At 71.7% G+C, this 19,529-nt stretch carries 17 protein-coding genes; 11 read left to right on the forward strand and 6 right to left on the reverse strand.

Translation table 11 applies throughout. The features are described 5' to 3' along the window. The first annotated feature begins 53 nt into the window (after positions 1-53). From OG432_RS17230 to OG432_RS17245, 4 genes are read left to right on the forward strand one after another with little or no spacing between them, the layout of a single operon-like run. On the forward strand, positions 54-1,022 hold the full coding sequence (locus OG432_RS17230) for an NTP transferase domain-containing protein (protein WP_328311825.1): 969 nt from the start codon (positions 54-56) through the stop codon (positions 1,020-1,022). Continuing rightward, positions 1,019-2,437 carry a molybdopterin molybdotransferase MoeA gene (locus tag OG432_RS17235; RefSeq protein ID WP_328311826.1) on the forward strand — a complete coding sequence of 473 codons (1,419 nt, stop codon included), beginning with the start codon at positions 1,019-1,021 and terminating at the stop codon, positions 2,435-2,437. Before OG432_RS17230 ends, OG432_RS17235 begins: the two co-directional genes overlap by 4 nt. Then, complete coding sequence (locus OG432_RS17240; protein ID WP_328311827.1) at positions 2,434-3,513, forward strand: potassium channel family protein; 1,080 nt, start codon at positions 2,434-2,436, stop codon at positions 3,511-3,513. The genes OG432_RS17235 and OG432_RS17240 overlap by 4 nt, the downstream gene beginning before the upstream one ends. A gap of 10 nt (positions 3,514-3,523) precedes the next feature. Next, positions 3,524-4,501 (forward strand): NAD(P)H-quinone oxidoreductase, encoded by a 978-nt coding sequence (locus tag OG432_RS17245; RefSeq protein WP_328311828.1) that lies wholly within the window; start codon positions 3,524-3,526, stop codon positions 4,499-4,501. Between the two features lie 115 nt (positions 4,502-4,616). On the opposite strand, the gene OG432_RS17250 is transcribed toward OG432_RS17245, so the two are convergent. From OG432_RS17250 to OG432_RS17260, 3 genes are all read right to left on the reverse strand, one after another. Next, entirely contained in the window at positions 4,617-5,156 is a 540-nt protein-coding gene (locus OG432_RS17250; RefSeq protein ID WP_328311829.1) for a bacterial proteasome activator family protein, read from the reverse strand. 158 nt (positions 5,157-5,314) lie between these two features. Next, complete coding sequence (locus OG432_RS17255; RefSeq protein ID WP_328311830.1) at positions 5,315-5,905, reverse strand: hypothetical protein; 591 nt, start codon at positions 5,903-5,905, stop codon at positions 5,315-5,317. 288 nt (positions 5,906-6,193) lie between these two features. Next, positions 6,194-7,819, reverse strand: a complete 1,626-nt coding sequence (locus OG432_RS17260; RefSeq protein ID WP_328311831.1) for a protein kinase domain-containing protein — start codon at positions 7,817-7,819, stop codon at positions 6,194-6,196. Between the two features lie 323 nt (positions 7,820-8,142). Here OG432_RS17260 and OG432_RS17265 point away from each other — a divergent pair, with 323 nt between their 5' ends. Next, positions 8,143-9,861, forward strand: a complete 1,719-nt coding sequence (locus OG432_RS17265) for a protein kinase domain-containing protein (RefSeq protein ID WP_328311832.1) — start codon at positions 8,143-8,145, stop codon at positions 9,859-9,861. 12 nt (positions 9,862-9,873) lie between these two features. Here OG432_RS17265 and OG432_RS17270 read toward each other — a convergent pair whose 3' ends face one another. The 3 genes from OG432_RS17270 to OG432_RS17280 all read right to left on the reverse strand — a co-directional run bounded on the left by OG432_RS17270 (position 9,874) and on the right by OG432_RS17280 (position 12,127). Next, positions 9,874-10,887: a phosphotransferase gene (locus OG432_RS17270; RefSeq protein ID WP_328311833.1), complete on the reverse strand. Its 1,014-nt coding sequence runs from the start codon at positions 10,885-10,887 to the stop codon at positions 9,874-9,876. A gap of 15 nt (positions 10,888-10,902) precedes the next feature. After that, on the reverse strand, positions 10,903-11,322 hold the full coding sequence (locus OG432_RS17275; RefSeq protein ID WP_328311834.1) for a pyridoxamine 5'-phosphate oxidase family protein: 420 nt from the start codon (positions 11,320-11,322) through the stop codon (positions 10,903-10,905). Between the two features lie 142 nt (positions 11,323-11,464). Further along, positions 11,465-12,127, reverse strand: a complete 663-nt coding sequence (locus OG432_RS17280) for a response regulator transcription factor (RefSeq protein ID WP_323177966.1) — start codon at positions 12,125-12,127, stop codon at positions 11,465-11,467. A 385-nt stretch (positions 12,128-12,512) separates the two neighbouring features. On the opposite strand from OG432_RS17280, the gene pdhA reads away from it, so the two are divergent. The 6 genes from pdhA (at position 12,513) to OG432_RS17310 (ending at position 19,516) form a co-directional block, all read left to right on the forward strand. Next, positions 12,513-13,667, forward strand: a complete 1,155-nt coding sequence (gene pdhA / locus OG432_RS17285) for a pyruvate dehydrogenase (acetyl-transferring) E1 component subunit alpha (RefSeq protein ID WP_328311835.1) — start codon at positions 12,513-12,515, stop codon at positions 13,665-13,667. 2 nt (positions 13,668-13,669) lie between these two features. After that, complete coding sequence (locus OG432_RS17290) at positions 13,670-14,650, forward strand: alpha-ketoacid dehydrogenase subunit beta (protein WP_328311836.1); 981 nt, start codon at positions 13,670-13,672, stop codon at positions 14,648-14,650. Positions 14,651-14,660: 10 nt separating this feature from the next. Continuing rightward, on the forward strand, positions 14,661-16,052 hold the full coding sequence (locus OG432_RS17295) for a dihydrolipoamide acetyltransferase family protein (protein ID WP_328311837.1): 1,392 nt from the start codon (positions 14,661-14,663) through the stop codon (positions 16,050-16,052). 381 nt (positions 16,053-16,433) lie between these two features. Then, a complete protein-coding gene (locus tag OG432_RS17300; protein ID WP_328311838.1) occupies positions 16,434-17,468 on the forward strand; it encodes a hypothetical protein in 1,035 nt (344 codons plus the stop codon). A 90-nt stretch (positions 17,469-17,558) separates the two neighbouring features. After that, positions 17,559-18,221 (forward strand): GntR family transcriptional regulator, encoded by a 663-nt coding sequence (locus OG432_RS17305; RefSeq protein WP_328311839.1) that lies wholly within the window; start codon positions 17,559-17,561, stop codon positions 18,219-18,221. Then, positions 18,218-19,516 carry an MFS transporter gene (locus OG432_RS17310; protein ID WP_328311840.1) on the forward strand — a complete coding sequence of 433 codons (1,299 nt, stop codon included), beginning with the start codon at positions 18,218-18,220 and terminating at the stop codon, positions 19,514-19,516. Before OG432_RS17305 ends, OG432_RS17310 begins: the two co-directional genes overlap by 4 nt. Positions 19,517-19,529: the final 13 nt, after the last annotated feature.

Here is a 19,529-nt window from a genome sequence, read left to right on the forward strand (position 1 = left end):
CTCGGGACGTTCACGGGGGTAGCCGTGATCGTGCGGCGGCCCATACTCGGAAGATGACCGCGTATGACGCCGCAGGACCCGCGCGGGACGCCGCCGGCAGCACGCAGGAAAACGCGAACCCGGCCTACGGCACCGGTGGCCCGGGGTTCGACGCCGCGCACACGGACTACGACGCCGTGGTGCTCGCCGGGGGCGCGGCCAAGCGGCTCGGCGGCGCCGACAAGCCGGGGCTCAGCGTGGGCGGCCGGTCCCTGCTCGACCGGGTGCTCACCGCCTGCGCCGGCGCCACGAACACCGTCGTGGTGGGCGGCAGGCGCGACACCGCGAGGCCGGTGACGTGGGCGCGTGAGGAGCCGGCCGGCGGCGGGCCGCTGGCCGCACTCGACGCCGGAGTGCGGCACACGTCGGCGGGGAGCGTGCTCGTGCTCTCGGCCGATCTGCCGTTCCTCGCCGCGCCGACCGTCCAGGCACTGCTCGCCGAGGTCCGCCGCACGGGCCGCGACGCCGCGCTGTGCACCGACGCCGATGGCCGTGACCAGCCGCTGGTCGCCGTCTACCGCGCCGGACCGCTCCGCCGCGAGCTGGCGTCGATCGCCGCCGAACACGGCTCGCTCGCCGGACTGCCGCTGCGGCGGCTGACCCGCCGGCTCGACCTCACCCGCGTCACCGGGGACCCTCTCGCCTCGTTCGACTGCGACACCTGGGAGGACCTCGCCTCCGCGCGCGCCAGGATCAGGGACCATGGGGGCGTGCTGGACGAATGGATCACCGCAGTCAAGGACGAGCTCGGCATCGAACTGGACGTCGACACCGGCGTCCTGCTCGACCTGGCCAGGGACGCCGCCCACGGCGTGGCCCGGCCCGCCGCCCCCCTCACCACCTTCCTGGTGGGCTACGCGGCCGCCAAGGCGGGAGGCGAGGGCAAGGACGTGGCGGACGCGGCACGCCGGGCGGCCGCGCTCGCCAACCGCTGGGCGGCCGAGGCCGAGGCCTCCGACGGCCCGAAGAACGACGCCGGATGACCGCCCGGACCCCGGCGGCCGACGACGGGTCCGACGAGGCCCTCGCCCTGCTGCGCGACACCGGTCCCGCCGTCCCGCGGCGCAAGGCCGGACCCCCGGGCCAGGACCGGGCGGAGCCCGTGCACCGCGACAGCGGCGGGAACGCGTCGGCGAAGCCGGGATCCGGCGCCTCCTCCAAGCCTCACCGCAGTTCCGCCCCCGCGCCCCACCGGCGTGCGTCGTCCTGGGCCGACGCACGGGCCGTGGCCGCACGGGCGGGCCGTTCCGCGCCGCCGCGCGCCCATCGGGTTCCGCTGGAACAGGCCCTGGGCGAGACCCTCACCGGGCCGCTCACCGCGCTCACCGATCTGCCCTCCTTCGACACCTCCGCCATGGACGGCTGGGCGGTCGCGGGGCCGGGGCCCTGGACGGTCCAGGACGGCGGCGTCCTCGCCGGTCACGCCGTGCCCGGCCCGCTCGGCGACGGGGACGCGGTACGCATCGCCACCGGGGCCCGCATCCCGGGCGGCGCCACCGCGGTGATCCGCAGCGAACACGCCCGCTTCGACGAGGCGCGCACCCTGCTCCAGGCCGACCGCGTGGTGCTGCACGGCCAGGACATCCGCCCGCGCGGCCAGGAGTGCCGCTCGGGAGACGCCCTGCTGCCCGCCACCGCCCTGGTCACCCCGGCCGTGCTCGGCCTGGCCGCGGCAGCCGGATACGACGAGCTGGCCACGGTGCCGAGACCACGCGTCGAGGTTCTCGTCCTGGGCGACGAGCTGCTCACCCAGGGCCTCCCCCATGACGGTCTGATCCGGGACGCGCTCGGCCCCATGCTCGGGGTCTGGCTCAGGGCGCTCGGCGCGGACGTCATCGCGACCCGACGGCTGAAGGACGACGCGGGCTCGCTGCTCGCCGCGGTCACCGCCTCCTCGGCCGATCTCGTGATCACGACGGGCGGGACCGCGGCGGGGCCCGTCGACCACGTCCACCCGGTGCTGCACAAGGCCGGTGCCGAGCTCCTGGTCGACGGGGTCGCCGTGCGGCCGGGGCACCCGATGCTGCTGGCGCAGATCGGAGTGGGCAAGCACCTGGTCGGCCTGCCCGGCAATCCGCTGGCCGCGGTCTCCGGGCTCCTCACCCTGGCCGAGCCGCTGCTGCGTGAACTCGCGCACCGGGCGCGCCCGGTGACGTACACCGCGCCGCTGCGCAACGCGGTGCAGGGGCACCCGCACGACACCCGGCTCGTCCCCGTGGTGCACCGCGCGGAACGGGTCCTGCCCCTGCACTACAACGGCCCGGCCATGCTGCGCGGGGTCGCGGCGGCCGACGGACTCGCGGTGGTGCCCCCCGGTGGGGCGCGCGAGGACCAGGAGGTCGAGATCCTCGATCTGCCGTGGGCACACGCCGGCTCGGGCGACGGGTGTTTCACGTGAAACTGCCCGGCCACGACGCGATGGCACGGCAGGCGGGGGAACACCTGATCACCCGGCGGGTGCAGCTGCCCCGTCGTGTCGTCGACCGGCCCTTGCGGCAGGTCGCGAAGCGGCTCCTCATGGCGCTCGCCGTGCTGACACTGACGACGCTCATCGTCTGGATCGACCGCGGCGGCTACCACGACAACGCCAACGGCAAGGTCGACTTCCTCGACGCCGTCTACTACGCCACCGTCACCCTCTCCACGACGGGTTACGGCGACATCGTGCCCTACAGCGACAGCGCACGGCTCACCAACATCCTGCTGGTGACACCGTTGCGCGTGCTGTTCCTGATCATCCTCGTCGGAACCACTCTCGAAGTCCTCACCGAACGGACCCGCGAAGAGTGGCGGCTCAACCGCTGGAAGGCCCAATTGCGCGAGCACACCGTCGTCGTCGGCTTCGGGACGAAGGGCCGTTCGGCGATCCAGACCCTGTGCGCGAGGGGACTGAACAAGGAACAGGTCGTCGTCGTGGACCCGAGCGCGAAAGTGATCGAGGCCGCCAACGCCGAGGGGTTCGCCGGCGTCCTCGGCGACGCCACACGCAGCGACGTGCTGTTGCGCGCCGAGTTGCAGAGGGCACGCCAGATCGTCATCGCCACCCAGCGCGACGACACCGCGGTCCTCGTCACGCTGACCGCCCGCCAGCTCAACCGGAGCGCCAAGATCGTCGCGGCGGTACGGGAGGAGGAGAACGCGCCGCTCCTGCGTCAGTCCGGCGCGGACGCCGTCATCACCAGCGCCAGCGCGGCCGGCCGCCTCCTCGGCCTGTCCGTGCTCAGCCCGAGCGCCGGCACCGTGATGGAGGACCTGATCCAGCAGGGCAGCGGGCTCGACATGGTGGAGCGGCCGGTACGCAAGAGCGAGGTCGGACGCGGCGTGCGGGAGACCCACGACCTGGTGGTGAGCGTGGTGCGAGGGCACCGGCTGCTGGCGTACGACGACGCCAAGGCGAGCCCGCTCCAGCTGACGGACCGGCTCATCACGATCGTACGAGCCGGTGGCGCGCCGGGAGAGGGTCGGCCGGAGTAGCGTCGCAGACATGTATGCGATCACGATTCCTGAGCCGGGCGGTCCCGAGGCACTGGTCTGGGCCGAGGTCCCCGATCCCGTACCGGGCGAGGGCGAGGTCCTCGTCGAGGTGGCCGCGGCCGCCGTCAACCGTGCCGATGTGCTCCAGCGGCAGGGCTTCTACAACCCGCCGCCCGGCGCTTCCCCCTACCCGGGCCTGGAATGTTCCGGGCGGATCGTGGCGCTGGGGTCCGGGGTGTCCGGGTGGAGCGTCGGCGACGAGGTGTGCGCCCTGCTGAGCGGCGGCGGCTACGCCCAGCGGGTGGCCGTGCCGACGGGGCAGCTGCTGCCCGTGCCCGAGGGCGTGGGGCTGACCGAGGCGGCGGCCCTGCCCGAGGTCGTCTGCACCGTGTGGTCCAACGTGTTCATGGTGTCCCACCTGCGGCCCGGTGAGACGCTTCTGGTGCACGGCGGATCGAGCGGGATCGGCACGATGGCCATCCAGCTCGGCAAGGCGATCGGGGCCACGGTCGCGGTCACGGCGGGTGGCCGGACGAAGCTGGAGCGCTGCGCGGAGCTGGGCGCGGACATCCTGATCGACTACCGCGAACAGGACTTCGTGGACGAGGTGTTGAAGGCCACCGACGGCGTCGGCGCCGATGTCATCCTCGACATCATGGGTGCCAAGTACCTGGAGCGGAACGTGCGGGCGCTCGCCGTCAACGGACGGCTCGCGGTGATCGGGCTCCAGGGCGGCGCCAAGGGCGAGCTGAACCTGGGCGCGCTGCTCACCAAGCGGGCCGCGGTCACCGCCACGTCGCTGCGCGGGCGGCCCGCGTCGGAGAAGGCGGCGATCGTGGCGGCGGTGCGTGAACACGTGTGGCCGCTCATCGCCGACGGCGGCGTTCGGCCCGTGGTGGACCGCACGGTGCCGCTGGCGGACGCGGCCGAGGGCCACCGGGTGCTCGAATCGTCCCAGCACATCGGCAAGGTCCTGCTGACGGCCTGACCTGACGTGCCGAAGGGGGCGCCGGAAGCCGGCGCCCCCTTCGGACCCGCTCGGGCGTACTCGATCCTGCTCGGGCCTGCTCGGTACGGACTACAGGTACGGACTACAGGTACGGCTACAGGTACGGGCCCGAGCGGGCGCCCGCGTGGGGACCGCCCTCGTCGTCCTCGTCGTGCGACACACCGGGCGGCAGCGCGCGGCGCATCTGCTCCAACTGGGCGCGAGCCGCCATCTGCTGGGCGAACAGCGCCGTCTGGATGCCGTGGAAGAGCCCTTCCAGCCAGCCCACCAACTGGGCCTGCGCGATGCGCAGTTCGGCCTCGGAGGGGATGGCCTCCTCCGTGAAGGGCAGGGAGAGCCGCTCCAGTTCCTCGACCAATTCCGGCGCCAGGCCGTCTTCCAGTTCCTTCACGGACGAGGCGTGAATGTCCTTCAGGCGTACGCGGCTCGCCTCGTCGAGAGGAGCCGCGCGGACTTCCTCAAGGAGCTGCTTGATCATGCTGCCGATCCGCATGACCTTCGCGGGCTGTTCGACCATCTCCGTCACCGGGACCTCGCGGGACTCGTCGTCTCCACCGCCGATGGCCATACCGTCCTGGCCTACGACCAGGATGTGGGGGCTGTCCGGCGACTTATCGTTCCTCGGCATCTCCATGCCGCCCATTCTCTCGCACACGTGCCTCTCATCCCGTTGTGCCCCCGGGAAGCGGTGATCCACCGCCAGGGAGGCGCCGATTCCGGCCGAAGAGGCCGTGTTTCACGTGAAACACGGCCCCGTCCACGGCGTTCGTGCCGGGCCGCCGGGATGCCGTGTCAGGGCCGTCTCAGCCGCAGCGCGAGAAATCCGAGCCCCAGACCGGTCAGGGCCAGGCCCGCTCCCAAGGAGAGGACGTGGAGGCGCAGGTCGGAGCCGCTGGAGCTGGAGGTGGAGACGGCCTGGGGCGTCTGATGGGGCCGGGGCTGCGTCCGCCCCGGCGTGGCCGTGCGGGCGGGGGTCGACTGGGGCGACGCCGGTGCCGAGGGCTCCGGGGCCGGGATCCGCGCGGGCGCCTGCGGGGCCGTCCGGTTCGTCTCCAGCGGAGCCGGGGCCACCTCGTCCCAGGCGTCCGACACGACGGGGTACTGGGCATCGGCCCGGCCCGGCCGCGTCCGGCCGACTCCGGCCCGGCTGCCCGCGAGGTGCTGCTCATCGGCGGCCACGCGGGAGGGCGTCGACCCCGGGGACGGATCGGTCGACGGCGAGGCCGGGAGGGAGGCCGAGGGCGAGGTCCGAGCGGTGTCGGGCGAGGTCACGGACACGCTGGGCGTCGGGTCGCCGACGGCGAGCGCGAGGGGCAGGGGCGTCAGGAGCAGCGCTCCCGTGAGCGAAACGGCCGCGGCGAGCGACCGGACCCCTGGAGCCATGGCGGGGCCCCTTCCCGTACGGATGCGCAGGATCGCCTGAGGTGGCCGAATCAGCGTCACACGCGGCGAGTTGCGCGGCATCCCGGGAGCCGCCCGGCATGCGCCGAATGGGCTTGGCGCCGCCCGGGGCATCCGACCGAGGAAGACCGGCACGGGTGATCCGCAGCGACGAAGGCCCGGCACCAGGGGGCGCCGGGCCTTCATCCGTATCCGTATCCGAGTCCCGTTCCGAGTCCCGTTCGAGTCCCGTTCCGAGTCCGTATCCGCGTGTGCGTGCGGGACGTGTGACTACTGACCGGGCGGGTTGCCCGACGAGATCTGGAGCGTGAACTGGGCGTTCTTCTTGTCCACGTCCACGCCGGCCGCGGGGAACTGAGTGACCACCACGTCCTGGCCCCACTGGCCGTTGTCGATGGTCTCGGTGTTGACCTTCCAGCCGGCGGCCTGGATGCAGGACTTCACCGACAGGATGTCCTTGTAGGAGAAGTCGGGCGCCTGGACCTTGCCCGGGTCGAGGGTGGAGGTCTGCGGCGAGGTGCACTTGTCGGCGTCCATCTTGCGATCGCGCTCGGGGCCCTTGTGTCCGGCCGCCGCCGAGGTGCTGGCCTTCGCGTCGCCGCCATCGGCGTTCGAGTCGCCGTTGTTCAGGGTCAGTGCCGTGATCAGACCGCCGACCGCGAGGAGCGCCACGGCCACGGCGCCCACGATCACGCCGGTGTTCCGCTTGCCGCCGCCGGATGCCGCGGGCGGGGTGTGGGCCGGGGACATCGTGTACGGCGGCGGGGTGGCGGCCCCCATCGGGGCGTGCTGCTGCGGGTACCCGTAGGACGGCTGGACCATCGGCGTCGGGGCCGGGGTGGGCGGACCGTAGGGACCCGCCTGGTACGGCGTCTGCACGCTGCCCTGCAAGCCGGGCGCGGCCTGCGAGTCGAGCGGCGGGAAGACCGTCGCACCGACGCCCGCGCCGCTGACCGGCGGAGCCCCGCCGGTGATGACCGGTGCCGCGCCCATCTGGCCGGCGGACGCGATCCGGTGGATCTCGTCGTGCATGGCCTGAGCGCTGGGGAAGCGTTCGTTCGGGTTCTTCTTCAGGGCGCGGGCCACCAGCGCGTCCACGGCCGGGGTGATCGACCGGTTGACGGAGGACGGGGCGACCGGCTCCTCCTGGACGTGTGCGTACGCGATCGCGAGCGGCGAGTCCGCGTCGAAGGGGATGCGCCCGGTCAGGAGCTGGAAGAGCATGATGCCGACCGAGTACAGGTCGGAGCGGGCGTCCACGCCACGGCCGAGGGCCTGCTCGGGCGACAGGTACTGGGGGGTGCCGACCACCATGCCGGTCTGGGTCATGGAGGTGACGCCGGACTGCATGGCGCGGGCGATGCCGAAGTCCATCACCTTGACGATGCCGCGCTTGGTCATCATCACGTTGCCCGGCTTGATGTCCCGGTGCACCAGGCCCATCTCGTGGCTGACCTCCAGGGCGGCCAGCACGTCGGCGGTCACCTTGAGGGCCTTGTCGGCCGGCATGGCGCCGTACTGCTGGACGTCGCGCTGCAGCGTCGAGCCGAGCGGCTCGCCCTCCACGTACTCCATGACGATGTACGGCATCACGCCGTCGGCGCCCGCGGAGCCGTTGAACATCACCGTGTCCTCGCCGGTGTCGAAGACGGAGACGATGTTGGTGTGCTGCAGCTTGGCGACGGCCTGCGCCTCGCGGCGGAACCGCTCGCGGAACGACTGCTCCCGGCCCAGTTCGGTGTGCAGGGTCTTGATGGCGACCTGGCGGTCGAGGGCGGAGTCGTACGCGAGGTACACCGACGCCATTCCGCCCTCGCCGAGGAGGTCGCGCAGCTGGTAGCGCCCGCCCGCGATGGAACCGCCCGCATAGCGGCCGTGTGCGCCGTCCTGGCTCATGACTGTGCATCCCCCTTGGCGCGGTGGCCAGTGATGATCCTCGATTTTTCAGGCCAAGTCTGCCCGAGGGGTGAGTCACGTCAAGCCGGGTGCCCGTTCCGTGACCCTACGCACGGGAAGAGACTCGCAAGCGTTACAGGAATGGCATGGAAACCGTACGAGATTTGCATGGGTACACGCGGAACCGATTGGATGGCCGGTCCATCCCGGACCGGCGGCCCCCGCCAACGCTGTAGCGTGCACTACTGCACAACCAGCGGATGAGCACGACAGAAGACCGTAAGGAAGACCGCGGACGCGGCCAGATACGACGGCGAGGACTGATGGCACCCGAACCCGACGGAAACGGCGCCGGGATGGCCGATGGGCAGGACCACGAGTCGTGGGTCGGCGTTCTCGTCGGCGACGGCCGGTACCGCCTCACCCACCGGCTGGGGCGCGGCGGCATGGCGGAGGTGTTCGCCGCCGAGGACGTGCGCCTGGGCCGCACCGTCGCCGTGAAGCTGCTCCGTGCCGATCTCGCCGAGGACCCGGTGTCCAAGGCGCGCTTCACCCGTGAGGCGCAGTCGGTGGCCGGACTCAACCACCACGCGGTGGTGGCGGTGTACGACTCCGGCGAGGACTTCGTGGGCCGCCAGACGGTCCCGTACATCGTGATGGAGCTCGTCGAGGGGCGCACCATCCGCGACCTGCTGGTCGACGCGGACGCGCCGCCGCCGGAGCAGGCGCTGATCATCGTGTCCGGCGTGCTCGAAGCGCTCGCCTACTCGCACCAGCACGGCATCGTGCACCGTGACATCAAGCCGGCCAACGTGATCATCACGGACACGGGCGCGGTCAAGGTGATGGACTTCGGCATCGCGCGCGCCCTGCACGGCGCCCAGTCGACGATGACGCAGACCGGCATGGTCATGGGCACCCCGCAGTACCTCTCGCCCGAGCAGGCGCTCGGCAAGGCCGTCGACCACCGCTCCGACCTGTACGCGACCGGCTGCCTGCTGTACGAACTCCTCGCGCAGCGGCCCCCGTTCGTCGGCGAGACGCCGTTGTCGGTGGTCTACCAGCACGTCCAGGACATGCCGATTCCGCCGTCGCACGTGGCTCATGTGGCGCCGCCGGAACTCGACGGCCTCGTCATGCGTTCTCTCGCCAAGGATCCGGACGACCGTTTCCAGTCCGCCGAGGAGATGCGCGGCCTGGTCCAGTACGGGCTGCAGATGCTCCAGGCGCAGGGCGGCCACACCGGCACCTGGAACACCGGCCCGGTCGAGATGATGCACGAGAGTGCCCGCACTCCGGCGATGGGCAGCGCCGGTGCCACCGCGGCCATGGGGCACCCCGTGCACGGGGACACCTCGCAGTTCGGCGGTCCGATCCTGCCGCCGTCCAACCCGGACGACGGCGGGTACGACGGCTACGGTCACGGCGCCCCGAAGCGGCGTGGCGGCTCGGGCAAGATGGTGCTGTTCGTGGTGCTCGCCATTGTCGCGATCGCCGCGGGTGTCGCCTTCGCGCTGAACGCGACACAGGGTTCGGGCAACGGCTCGGGCGGCGGCGGGGGCACGACCTCGAACTCGCCGAAGACCTCGCCGTCGGTCTCCGCGCCGGACAGCCCTTCCGCGCCGGACACCCCAGGCACCAGCCAGGGCCAGACGTACGGCAGCAGCAGCAACGGCAACGGCGAGTCCCCCTCGCGCCACCGCTCGCGCTCCGCGTCGCCGTCCCCCAGCAAGTCGCGGCCGTCGCACTCGCCGGGTACGGACCAGGGCACGACGTCCGGCACGAGCGAGGGCACGGACCAGGGCACGACGTCCGGCACGAGCGAGGGCACGACCCAGGGCACGACGTCTGGCACGAGCGACGGCACGACCCAGGGCACGACGTCCGGCACGAGCGCGGGGGCCGACCAGGGAAGTACCACCAAGGGCAGCTCTGCGGGGGCCGACCAGGGCACCACCACCAAGGGCAGCTCTGCGGGGGCCGACCAGGGCACCACCACCAAGGGCACGACGCAGGGAACGTCCACCGGATCCGGAAACTGACCCGGCTGACCCTCACCCCGCGAAGGCCTCGCACACCGCCTCGTACTCGCGGGTCCACCAGACCGCCAGGGCCGACGCCGCAGGAAACTGCGGGTCGGCCCTGCTGTCGTGCAGCTGGTAGCGCCAGCGCAGGATCCAGAAGTCGTTGAGCCGCTCCCACCACACCCGGTGCACCGCGGCCGCCAGCTCCTGCGCGTCGGCTCCGGCGGCCCGCCGGTAGGCGCGCGCGTAGGCCCGTACCTTGGCCAGCTCCAGTTGGCCCGAGGGGCGGACGAAGAAGATCACGGCGGCTCGCACCGCCTCCTCGGCGCGCGGCTGGACGCCGAGCCGGTCCCAGTCGACGATCGCCGCGGGCTCGGACGTGCGGCCCTCGCCGCGGTACAGCAGGTTCAGCGGATGGAAGTCGCCGTGCACCCAGGCGCCGGTCGCGGGGGCCGCCGGGCGGCGGTGGGCGTGCTCGCCGAGCAGCACCCGCCGCTCCAGCAGGCGGTGCTCGGCCAGTTCGTCGAAGCTGTCGCGGGGCCGGTGCCGGCGGGCCCGCGCCACCAGGTCGTCGATGAGCGCGAGGCTGTCCGCGGGGTCGGCGCTGAGGTGCTCGCCCTGCGGTACGTCGGGCTCCATGACCTGGGCCAGGCAGGTGTGCACGAGCCCGAGGAGCGCGCCGAGGCGGCGGGATTCCACGGTGCAGAGCTGGGCGCCGTCGCGATGGCGGCCATGCACCCACGGGTGCAGGGCGTAGCAGTGTCCGCCGATGACCGCGACGGTGTCGCCGTGGGTGTCCGGCACGGGCGGGGCGACGGGGACGCCGAGAGCCTGGAGGCGTTCGGTCGCGCGGTGCTGGCGCGCGATGGCCTCGTGGTCGCCGTCGAGGTGGTGCTTGAGGAAGTAGTCGCCGCGGGTGGTGGCGAGGCGGTAGCCGCGGTTCAGCAGGCCCTGGGCGACCCGTTCGCAGGAGAGCGGCTCGCCGGGGGAGTCGTAGCGGCGCAGCAGATCGCCCACGGGTGGAGTTGCAGATGAGCGCGGCACTCGTCAGATGTTAGATCACGCAACGTGCTTGAGTCGGCGCTCTGTGGAGTAGTCCAGCGAATGGACCGTTACGAACTGGGGTTCGATGCGCATGTAGACCGGGTCGAAGGGCTCGCCGTCCACCTCGCGGGGCGCGGAGCCGAAGAGCCTCAGTTCATCGGCGGTCGGCTCGAAGGGCTCCGCGGTCCCGGTGAACTGCACCGACCACACGTGGTCCGCGCCCGAGCCGCAGTTGTCCGCGCCGTAGGCGACCACGCTGCCCAGGCACGCGTGGTGGTAGCCGAGGCCCGCGTGCAGGCGGAGCAGCACGCGGCCGTCGACGACGACGTGGCGGGCCGGCGCGACGAACGGCAGGGCACGCATGCTGGTAGCCACGCGGCCGTACGGAACACGGCCGAGCAGCTCAATGGCGTGGGCTTCCTCGTCGAAGGACATGCCCCCTACTTTTGCGTTCCGCGGGAGCCGGTGAAAGAGCTGGGGGCCCCGTGCGGCCGGGCCGTAGGTCCTTACCTGGCCGCGGGGCCGGTGTCCGGGCCCGCTCCCGGGCCCGGCTCGTCGGTGCTGCGTCAGCGCTGCGTCAGTGCTGCTTCTCCGCCTGGATCCGGGCCACGTACGCGGCGGCCTGGGAGCGGCGCTCCATACCCAGTTTGGAAAGGAGCGAGGAGACGTAATTCTTGATCGTCTTTTCGGCGAGGTGGAGGCGCTCGCCGATCACGCGGTTGGTGAGGCCCTCGCCGATCAGGTCGAGGATCTTGCGCTCCTGGTCGGTGAGGTTGGCCAGGCGGTCGTCGCCCTTGCTCTTGCCCCCGTCGCGCAGCCTTTCCAGGACGCGGGCGGTGGCCACCGGGTCGAGCAGCGACTTGCCGGCCGCGACATCGCGCACGGCGGTCAGCAGCTCGCTTCCGCGGATCGCCTTGAGGACGTATCCGGAGGCACCGGCCATGATCGCGTCGAAGAGGGCCTCGTCGTCCGCGAACGAGGTGAGCATCAGGCATTTGATGTCCTCGTTCCGCGAACGGATCTCACGGCAGACCTCGACTCCGCTGCCGTCGGGAAGGCGGACGTCCAGGACAGCGACGTCGGGGCGGGTGGCCGGGATCCGGACCAGGGCGTCCGCCGCCGTGCCGGCTTCGCCGACCACCTCGATGTCGTCCTCGACGGAGAGCATTTCGTGGACGCCGCGACGAACCACCTCGTGGTCGTCGAGCAGGAATACGGTGATTTTGCCTGTTTCGCGCACGGAATCAGTCTCACACATTCATCCGAAGCACGCCGAAGAGTGCCATAAGTGACCCCTTCCCGAACCTGCGTGGCCGGGATAACGTGCCGTTGTTCCGGCGGCCTGCAAGGCTGTGACCAGCAGCTGTTCCCCACTTTCTCGATTTACTTGGAAATCCAAGCAAAATCGCAGGTCAAGCGGGGTTTCGCAGTAATGCGCAGCACTGGGTAACGTGCCTTTGGCAGGGCGCTCGCCGGGGCACCTGTCACGCCTGATCCCCGGCCGAGCGCACACACCCCGTGCACTTGAGACGGACAGGCGAGCCTCCCCCAAGCTCCGGACGAGCCGGGGGGACCCCCAGGCTCACCGGCGAACCCGGGAGCCGGACAGACGGAGGAGCACGCACGTGACCGTGGAGAGCACTGCCGCGCGCAAACCGCGACGCAGCAGCAAGCGCACCGCCGGCGCCGGCGCAAAGAAGACGGCCGCCGAGCCCGAGCTCGTACAGCTGCTGACGCCCGAGGGCGAGCGCGTCGAGCACCCTGACTACGACGTCGACCTGAGCGCCGAGGAGCTGCGCGGTCTCTACCGAGACATGGTGCTGACCCGGCGCTTCGACGCCGAGGCCACCGCGCTGCAGCGCCAGGGCGAGCTGGGCCTGTGGGCCTCGCTGCTCGGCCAGGAGGCCGCTCAGATCGGCTCCGGGCGTGCGCTGCGGGACGACGACTACGTCTTCCCGACCTACCGCGAGCACGGCGTCGCCTGGTGCCGTGGCGTCGACCCGACCAACCTGCTCGGCATGTTCCGTGGCGTCAACCACGGTGGCTGGGACCCGAATTCCAACAATTTCCATCTGTACACGATCGTGATCGGCTCGCAGACGCTGCACGCCACCGGGTACGCGATGGGCGTCGCCAAGGACGGTGCGGACAGCGCGGTCGTCGCCTACTTCGGTGACGGCGCCTCCAGCCAGGGCGACGTCGCGGAGGCCTTCACCTTCTCCGCCGTCTACAACGCCCCGGTCGTGTTCTTCTGCCAGAACAACCAGTGGGCGATCTCCGAGCCCACCGAGAAGCAGATGCGCGTGCCGCTCTACCAGCGCGCCCAGGGCTTCGGCTTCCCCGGCGTCCGGGTCGACGGCAACGACGTGCTGGCCTGCCTGGCGGTCACGAAGGCCGCCCTGGCGCGGGCCCGGCGCGGTGAAGGACCCACCCTGGTCGAGGCGTTCACCTACCGGATGGGCGCGCACACCACCTCCGACGACCCGACGAAGTACCGGGCCGACGAGGAGCGCGAGGCGTGGGAGGCCAAGGACCCGATCCTGCGCCTGCGCGCCTACCTGGAGAACGCCGGCCACGCGGACGCCGCGTTCTTCGAGGAGCTGGAGACCGAGTCGGAGACGCTCGGCAAGCGGGTGCGCGAGGCGGTGCGCGCCATGCCGGACCCCGAGCCGATGGCGATCTTCGACCACATCTACGCCGACGGCCACGCGCTGGTCGACGAGGAGCGCGCCCAGTTCGCCGCCTACCAGGCTTCGTTCTCGGACGGGGAGGGCAACTAGTCATGGCCGTACAGAAGTTGCCGATCGCCAAGGCGATCAACGAATCGCTGCGCAAGGCGATGGAGACCGACCCCAAGGTCCTGATCATGGGCGAGGACGTCGGCAAGCTCGGCGGTGTCTTCCGGGTCACCGACGGTCTCTTCAAGGACTTCGGCGAGGACCGGGTCATCGACACCCCGCTCGCCGAGTCCGGCATCGTCGGCACCGCGATCGGCCTGGCCCTGCGCGGCTACCGGCCCGTCGTGGAGATCCAGTTCGACGGGTTCGTCTTCCCCGCGTACGACCAGATCGTCACGCAGCTCGCGAAGATGCACGCCCGCGCGCTCGGCAAGATCAAGCTGCCGGTCGTCGTGCGCATCCCCTACGGCGGCGGCATCGGCGCGGTCGAGCACCACAGCGAGTCGCCCGAGGCGCTGTTCGCGCACGTGGCCGGCTTGAAGGTGGTCAGCCCGTCCAACGCGTCCGACGCGTACTGGATGATGCAGCAGGCCATCCAGTCCGACGACCCCATCATTTTCTTCGAGCCCAAGCGCCGCTACTGGGACAAGGGCGAAGTCGACACGGACGCCATTCCGGGTGCGCTGCACAAGGCCCGTACGGTGCGCGACGGTTCGGACCTGACCCTCGTGGCGTACGGGCCGATGGTGAAGGTGTGCCTGGAAGCCGCGGCAGCCGCGCAGGAAGAGGGCAAGTCGATCGAGGTCGTGGACCTGCGCTCGATGTCCCCGATCGACTTCGACGCCGTCCAGGCCTCCGTCGAGCGGACCCGCCGCCTGGTCGTGGTCCACGAGGCGCCGGTCTTCTACGGCGCCGGAGCCGAGATCGCCGCCCGGATCACCGAGCGCTGCTTCTACCACCTGGAGGCCCCGGTGCTCCGGGTCGGCGGCTACCACGCCCCGTACCCGCCGGCGCGCCTGGAGGAGGAGTACCTGCCGGGTCTCGACCGGGTGCTCGACGCCGTCGACCGCTCGCTGGCGTACTGAGGGAATGGTCGTGACGACAATGACTGAGAACGCAGCCCGCTTCCGCGAGTTCAAGATGCCGGACGTCGGCGAGGGACTCACCGAGGCGGAAATCCTCAAGTGGTACGTGCAGCCCGGTGACACCGTCACCGACGGCCAGGTGGTGTGCGAGGTCGAGACCGCGAAGGCGGCCGTCGAGCTCCCCATCCCCTACGACGGTGTGGTGCGCTCGCTCCACTTCGACGAGGGCGTGACCGTGGACGTGGGCACGGCGATCATCACCGTGGACGTGGCCCCGGGCACCGAGGAGCCCCCGGCCGCCGAGCCCGCGGCCCCTGCCGTGACGGCCGAGGCCGCCGAGGAGGAGGCACCCAAGGGCCGCCAGCCCGTCCTCGTCGGCTACGGCGTCTCCGAGGCCTCCACCAAGCGCCGCCCGCGCAAGGGTGCCTCCGTCCCCGAGCAGGCCCCGGCCGAGGCCCTGCGCGCCGTGCAGACCGAGCTGAACGGCCAGGCCCCCGCGCCGGCCCGCCCGCTCGCCAAGCCTCCGGTGCGCAAGCTCGCCAAGGACCTCGGCATCGACCTCGCCACCGTGGTGCCGAGCGGCCCCGACGGCGTCGTCACCCGCGAGGACGTGCACGCGGCCGCGGCGCCCGCGGCCGAGGCGGCCCCTGTTTCACGTGAAACAACTCCCGCTCCGGCTGCGGCCGTCCAGACCGGCGACACCCGCGAGACGCGGATCCCGGTCAAGGGGGTCCGCAAGGCGACCGCGCAGGCCATGATCGGTTCGGCGTTCACCGCGCCGCACGTCACGGAGTTCGTGACGGTCGACGTGACGCGGACGATGAAGCTCGTCGAGGAGCTGAAGGCCGACAAGGACATGGCGGGCCTGCGGGTCAACCCGCTGCTCCTGATCGCCAAGGCGCTCCTGGTCGCGATCAAGCGCAACCCGGACGTCAACGCGTCGTGGGACGAGGCGAACCAGGAGATCGTGCTCAAGCACTACGTGAACCTGGGCATCGCGGCCGCCACCCCGCGCGGTCTCATCGTCCCGAACATCAAGGACGCCCACGCCAAGACCCTGCCGCAACTGGCCGAGTCGCTGGGCGAGTTGGTGGCGACGGCCCGCGAGGGCAAGACGTCGCCGGCGGCGATGTCGGGCGGCACGGTGACCATCACCAACGTCGGCGTGTTCGGCGTGGACACCGGGACCCCGATCCTCAACCCGGGCGAGTCCGCGATCCTCGCGGTCGGTGCCATCAAGCTCCAGCCGTGGGTCCACAAGGGCAAGGTCAAGCCGCGCCAGGTGACCACGCTGGCGCTCTCCTTCGACCACCGCCTGGTCGACGGCGAGCTCGGCTCGAAGGTGCTCGCCGATGTGGCGGCCGTCCTGGAGCGCCCCAAGCGCCTCATCACCTGGGCGTGACGGCCTGACAGGCCTGACAGGCACGGGCCTGTCGCCCGATGGGCCCGACGCCGATGCCCCGGCCCCCGATGCGTTTCGTACGCGCCGGGGGCCGCGGTGCGTCCGGGCCCGGGGGGCCCGGACGGGCAGCGCTGCGGGACCCCGGCCGGCCCGGGTGGACAGCGGTGCGGTGCGGGCGGAGAGTGGTGTGAGGCCGACCGCGTCCGTGAGGTCTGTCACGCGCTCGTGACAGTGAGCGGACGCTTCCCACACAGGTGTTCCCTAGATTTCTTCTTGCAGCCCCGCCCAGCCTCAACGGCCCCACCCGGCAGAGGAGGCGGCATGCGACCTCCACTTCTTCCTTCTCCGGCCACTCGGCCGCCCTGTGCCATGGAGTCGTTCATGTCGACCTACGCCCGCACCTCCCTTCGCACCCCGCTCCGCGCCGCGATCGCCGTCGCCGCGCTCGCCGGAGCCCTCCTCACCCCGACTGCCGCCTTCGCGGCCACCTCGGCGCCGACCACGGTGTCCGCGGCCGCCCAGTCGGCCAACGACCGTTACGACGGCGAGAAGGTCCTCGTCTACAAGGACGCCGAGCACGGCGTGCTGGCGGTGCTGCGCAACGGCGCCGAGGGGCCGGAGGCCTGGTTCCGCGCGGTGGGCCCGAACTGGAAGCCGGGTGACGTGTGGGCGGTGAAGGTCATCGCGGCCGTGGACCGTGCCGAGCCCGTCGCCACCGCCCACGAGTACGTCACCGGCCTCAAGGCGCAGCTGATCGACGCCGCGAGCGCCACCCCCAGCGTCAAGGTCACCTCCCCCGACGGCACGGTCACGACGTACGCCCTGCCCAAGGGCAAGCCCGCCGCCAAGCCGACCGCCAAGCCGACCGCCAAGCCCTCCGCACCGGCCGCGGGCGCCGTGCTCACCACCGGCTGCACCGTCACCCAGAGCCGTTCCATCGGAGCCGGTACCGACGCGGTGATGACCATGAGCACGGACGGTCCGAAGGTCACCTTCGCGGACGGTCCCGGCACCCCGGTGCCCTCGCTCGGCACGCTCGACCGCAAGCACCCCAAGCTGCCCGCGTCGGCCGGCATCTACGCCGAGATCCTCAACCCGTACGGCACCGCCCCGCAGCTCAAGTCCAAGGTGGAGGGCGGCGCCGGATCCTCGTACGCGATCCAGAGCTTCCCGAAGCTGCCCAAGGGCTGTGAGCTGAACACCGGTGCGGCCGCCAAGGCGCCGTCCTCCGCGCCTTCGGCGAACACCTCGGGACAGACCTCGGTCGTACCCAAGGGCGCCGTCGCCGCCGGTGCCGAGTTCACCGAGCGGTCCTCCGACGGCACCCCCGTCCTGATCGCGGGCGGCGCGGGCCTGGCCGTCGCGGGCGCCGCGGGCTACGTCGTGCTGCGCCGCCGCTCGGCTCCCCGCGCCTGACACGACCGGCCGACCGGCCACACAGCAACCACCGTCCCGCGATCCGGACGGTGGTTTCTGTTGCACCCCTGTTGTATCTATCCTGTGCGCATGCCTTCCGCCCCCGCCCCCGCCACCAAGCGGCCGCCCGCCGCCGACCGCGTCTACATGCACGTCAAGCAGGCGGTGCTCGACCGCCGTTACGAGGGCGGCACGCTGCTCACCGAGGGCGAGCTGGCCGAGGCCGTCGGGGTGTCGCGGACGCCGGTGCGCGAGGCGCTGCTCAAGCTCGAAGTGGAAGGGCTGATCAAGCTCTATCCGAAGAAGGGCGCCCTCGTGCTCGCCGTCTCCGCGCAGGAGACGGCCGACGTCGTCGAAACCCGCCTGCTCGTCGAGGAGTTCGCGGTGCGCCGGGCCGTGCCCGCGCCGGAGCGTCTCGTCGTGCGGCTCCAGGAACTGCTCGCCGAGCAGAAGGAACAGGCGGCCGTCGGCGACCTGGCGGCGCTCGCGGTCTCCGACCGGTGCTTCCACGCCGAGATCGTGCGCAACGCGGGCAACGAGATCCTGGCCCGGCTCTACGACCAGATGCGCGACCGTCAGCTGCGGATGGGCGTCGCCGTCATGCACGCCCAGCCCGACCGCGTCGCCAAGAACATCGCCGAGCACGAGGAGATGCTGGCCGCGATCAGGGACGGCGACGGCGAGCGTGCCGCGCACTGCGTGCGCCAGCACCTGAGCTGGGTCAAGGTCCTGGTCAGGGGGGACGACCGATGAGTTCTGCCGCACTGCCCGTACCACGGCCGCTGGGCGGACGCCGGGCCGCGTTCGTGTGGGGCATAGGCGTCGGCGTCTACTTCGTCGCCGTCATCTTCCGCACCTCGCTCGGCGTCGCCGGCCTGGACGCCGCCGAGCGCTTCCACGTCAACGCCTCGGCCCTGTCCACCTTCTCCATACTCCAGCTGCTCGTGTACGCCGGCATGCAGATACCCGTCGGCCTCATGGTCGACCGGCTCGGCACCAAGAAGGTCCTGGTGCTCGGGACCGTCCTGTTCACCGTCGGACAGCTCGGCTTCGCCCTGTCCCCCTCGTACGCCACCGCGCTCGCCTCCCGGGCGCTGCTCGGCTGCGGCGACGCGATGACCTTCATCAGCGTGCTGCGGCTCGGCTCGCGCTGGTTCCCCGCCAAACACGGCCCGATGATCGGGCAGGTCGCCGCGCTGTTCGGGATGGCGGGCAACCTGGTGTCCACCCTCGTCATCGCGCGCGCCCTGCACGGCGTCGGCTGGACGCAGACCTTCGCGGGCAGCTCGCTCGCCGGTGTCGTCGTCCTGGTCCTGCTGCTGCTCTTCCTGCGCGACCACCCCGAGGGCCACGAACCGCCGCCCGCCCACCACGCCGGAGCCGCGTTCGTACGCCGCCAGATCGCCGAGTCGTGGCGCGAACCCGGCACGCGGCTCGGAATGTGGGTGCACTTCACCACGCAGTTCCCCGCGATGGTGTTCCTGCTGCTGTGGGGCATGCCGTTCCTCGTCGAGGCGCAGGGCCTCGACCGCGGGACGGCCGGCGGACTGCTGACCCTCGTGGTGCTCTCCAACATGGTCGTGGGCCTGGTGTACGGGCAGCTCATAGCCCGCCACCACGCGGCCCGGCTGCCCCTGGCGCTCGGCACCGTAGGAGCGACCGCGCTCCTGTGGGCCGCCACCATCGCGTATCCCGGAACGCACGCGCCGATGTGGCTGCTCGTCACCCTGTGCCTGGTGCTCGGCGCGTGCGGGCCCGCCTCGATGATCGGCTTCGACTTCTCGCGCCCCGCCAACCCGCCCGAACGTCAGGGCACCGCGTCCGGCATCACCAACATGGGCGGCTTCATCGCCTCCATGACGACGCTGCTCGCGGTGGGCGTGCTGCTCGACGCGACCGGGGACAACTACCGGGTCGCGTTCTCCTCGGTGTTCTTCCTGGAGGCGCTGGGCCTCACCCAGATCCTGCGCCTGCGGGCCCGCGCCCAACGCCGTGAGCGGGACCGGCTGGTGGCGAGCAGGGTGGAAGCGGTGCACGTGCCGGTGTAGCGGGCCGCGCCCC

Source organism: Streptomyces sp. NBC_00442 (genome assembly GCF_036014195.1).
GTDB lineage: Bacteria > Actinomycetota > Actinomycetes > Streptomycetales > Streptomycetaceae > Streptomyces.